Here is a 3,030-nt window from a genome sequence, read left to right on the forward strand (position 1 = left end):
GGCTCCGCGCCGCATCCTGCCCTGCCCGCGCACGTGCCCTTCCGTGGTCCCCGCGTGCTGGAGCGCGGGGCCGCGCGGCCGCCGGAAACGGAGGCATCCATGATCTACGTGGTCAGCGCCTGTCTGGCGGGCGTGGCCTGCCGCTTCGACGGAGAGGCCAACCCCCGCGAAGGGGTCATCGAACTGGTGCGGCAGGGGCTGGCCCTGCCTGTCTGTCCGGAACAACTGGGCGGTCTGCCCACGCCGCGGCCGCCGTGCGAACTGCGCGATGGCCAGGTGCTGTGCCGCGAGGCCGACGGCACCCTGTCCGACGCCACGGACGCCTTTGCCAAGGGGGCCGAGGAAGGCGTGCGCCTGGCCCTGCTGGCGGGCTGTACCGAGGCCATCCTGAAGGCGCGCTCGCCCTCGTGCGGGTGCGGGCGCATCTATGACGGCACCTTTTCGCGAACGCTGGTGGCGGGCGACGGCCTGTTTGCCGCCGCCCTGCGCGCGGCGGGCATCACGGTGCGCTGCGACGAATAGCGGGCGCAACGGGGCCTGCCGGGAGCCGACGGAAACGGACCTGACCGGTCAGGACCGCAACACGACGGGACTCAAGATTTTCGACGCCGGAAAGGGAGCATGTGCCCTTTCCGGCGTCTTGTGTCTTGGGCAGGGCTTCAGGGGAACGCGCGAGAGTGGCAGGGTGTCTTGCTTTTGCACACGTGCAGCCTTTTTGTGCAAAGTGAATGTGCATTGCGTTGCACAATTGAAGTCTGCACATTTTCTCGAAAAAAGGTAATACATTGAAATTTAATAGTTTCATTGTTTGGCACGGCCTGTGCTTATTCCCCCTCAGCGCATGACAACGCTGCCCTTCGCAGAGTGCAAGCCCTAGCCTGATTCCCCTGACCGCCGCGACCCGCCGGTCGCGGCGGTCCCCCCCTCCCCCCTCCGGCGCAACGGAGGAGAGACGGGACGGAACAGGAACACGAAAGGGACGAGGCGCCCGAAGGCAACCCCCACGTGCGGCCCGGCACGTTCCGGGCGGCAGGGGAGCTCCGCGAGACCTTCGCGGATACGGTGGACGTGTGGCGTCCCGTTCCCCCACCGCTCCTGGCCCCTCTCCGGTTCCCCCTTGCGGAGAAGGGCACGGGCAATGAATTCGCGGCAACGGCCGCCGGGCCAAGGCGACGGCCCGGACGACCGAAGCGATACGGGAGCACCGGCAGACAGCCGCAACGCACCCGCACTGTGCAGGACCGACCTCCTCCTGTCCGCACGGTATCTCCAGCCGGGGGCTTGGAGCCCCCGGAAGCGACCAGCGGCCGCCACGGCGACCGACGACATAGTGCCCAAAGCACACGAGACAGCGACCAGCCCAAACTCCTCCTTCGTTGATGCAGTGACCGCAGGGGCGGCGGGACAGCCCACCCGCCGCCCCCCCCTGGAAACCCTCCTTGCTCCCCTGTCTCCTCCTTGCACCCTTGGATATCCGACCCCCTTGCGGAACCCCGGCCACCATGGCCGGGGTTCTGTTTTGGCGGGACGGGCACGGAATACCGGAAGGAAGAGGGGCGGCGGTCGGCAATCAGTCCCTCACCTGACCACCCGCGCCGCCTGCCCACTGCCCTGTCACGTTGACACCGCTCGCCCCGCGCGACTACCATCACGCGGGATTCCGGGGTGTTCGCGCGCTGCCGGAGTTCCCCCACCCCCGAAATCCCCACAGCCCCAGAAGGACAGGCATGGACAGCTACATCGTTCGCGGCATCCTCATCGGCGGTTCCCTCGGCGTGTTCGCGGCGCTGCTGGGCCTTAGCGACAGCATTCCCCGTGCCTTCGGCGTGGGCATGATCGGCGGGTTTCTGGCGGGCATCACCCTGGAACGCCGCCGTCGCCGGAAGTAGCCGCGATCCGCCGCTTCCTTCCGTTTTTCCGCAACGCCATTTCCGCGTCGTGCGCCGCATGGTGCACCGCGCCAATGCAAACGGGCCGCCCCGGCAATGCCGGAGCGGCCCGTGTCTCGTCGTACGCGGTGCGGACAGCTACTTCTTGGCCTTGGCAGCGGCCTCCAGCGCCATGTCCACGGCGTCGGAGAACAGATCCAGCGGCAGCGAGCCGCGAATGACCAGGTCGTTGACCAGAAAGTACGGGGTGCCCTGCACGTTCAGGGCGCGGGCCTCGGCCATGTCTTCCTCTATGGAATCCTTGACCTTCTTGCCCTTGATGTCCTGGGCAAGGCGCTTCATGTCCAGCCCGGCCTCGGCGGCGGCCTTCTTGAGGAAGGGTTCGCCCTCGGCCACCAGCTTTTCGCGGTCGCGGAACACGGTTTCGTAGAACGCCCAGGCTTTCTTGCCGTCCTGCAGGCCCGCGGCCACGTGGTACTCGGAGGCGAGGCGCGCGTTGTCGTGGCTGTCCAGCGGCATGTGCTTGAAGACGTAACGCACCTTGTCCTTGTAGTTGGCCAGCAGCAGCTCCATGGTGCCCGCCGCCTGCTGGCAGTACGGGCAGGTGAAGTCGGAGTAGGCAATGATTGTGACCGGCGCGTTGGCCGGGCCGCGCATGGGGCGGCCTTCCAGGTTGGCCTTTTTGGGCTGGGTCTGGTCTGCCTGCCACTGGGCAAGCAGCGCCTTCTTGCGGCGCACGTTGGAACCCTGCTGGGCGATTTCCAGCACGGTTTCGCTGTTGTCGCGCAGCACCTGCATGATCAGTTCGGGATTTTCCTTCAGCAGGTCGCGCAGGGCGGCCTTCAGTTCCTCGTTGGAGGCGGCCTGGGCGGGCGCGGGAACCACCGGGGTGGCGGCAAGGGTCAGCGCCAGCAGCAGGGCAATGAACAGGGTACGGAGCATGCGTGTTCTCCCGGAAAATGGGGGGATGTGGGCGGGGCAGGCGACGTCGGATGGGCACGTCCGGAACAGGCAGGAGGCCGGGCGGACAGGACGGTGACGGCGCGCGACGGTACCCGCCCCTTCTACACGCGCGCGATTGCGGGGGCAAGTTCGCGGGCGCTTGCCGACGCGGGCGGGCGGAGGGCGGCAGGGGGCAGGC

General features: G+C 67.7%; 3 protein-coding genes. 2 read left to right on the forward strand and 1 reads right to left on the reverse strand.

Translation table 11 applies throughout. The annotated features are described in order from the left end of the window. Window positions 1-99: 99 nt before the first annotated feature. Both FVW27_RS11780 and FVW27_RS11785 read left to right on the forward strand, forming a co-directional pair. On the forward strand, window positions 100-522 hold the full coding sequence (locus FVW27_RS11780; RefSeq protein WP_167125375.1) for a 2-thiouracil desulfurase family protein: 423 nt from the start codon (window positions 100-102) through the stop codon (window positions 520-522). Window positions 523-1,727: 1,205 nt separating this feature from the next. Next, complete coding sequence (locus FVW27_RS11785) at window positions 1,728-1,889, forward strand: hypothetical protein (RefSeq protein WP_035067744.1); 162 nt, start codon at window positions 1,728-1,730, stop codon at window positions 1,887-1,889. 138 nt (window positions 1,890-2,027) lie between these two features. Here the strand turns inward: FVW27_RS11785 and FVW27_RS11790 are convergent, their stop codons facing one another. Further along, window positions 2,028-2,831 carry a DsbA family protein gene (locus FVW27_RS11790; RefSeq protein ID WP_167125377.1) on the reverse strand — a complete coding sequence of 268 codons (804 nt, stop codon included), beginning with the start codon at window positions 2,829-2,831 and terminating at the stop codon, window positions 2,028-2,030. Window positions 2,832-3,030 lie beyond the last annotated feature (199 nt).

It is taken from the genome of Nitratidesulfovibrio liaohensis (assembly GCF_011682075.1).
GTDB lineage: Bacteria > Desulfobacterota > Desulfovibrionia > Desulfovibrionales > Desulfovibrionaceae > Cupidesulfovibrio > Cupidesulfovibrio liaohensis.

What these genes read in the sequence shown, in the direction of transcription:
- FVW27_RS11780 (WP_167125375.1), top strand. Translation starts at nt 100, where the DNA reads ATGATCTACGTGGTCAGCGCCTGTCTGGCGGGCGTGGCCTGCCGCTTC.
- FVW27_RS11785 (WP_035067744.1), top strand. Translation starts at nt 1,728, where the DNA reads ATGGACAGCTACATCGTTCGCGGCATCCTCATCGGCGGTTCCCTCGGC.
- FVW27_RS11790 (WP_167125377.1), bottom strand. Translation starts at nt 2,831, where the DNA reads ATGCTCCGTACCCTGTTCATTGCCCTGCTGCTGGCGCTGACCCTTGCC.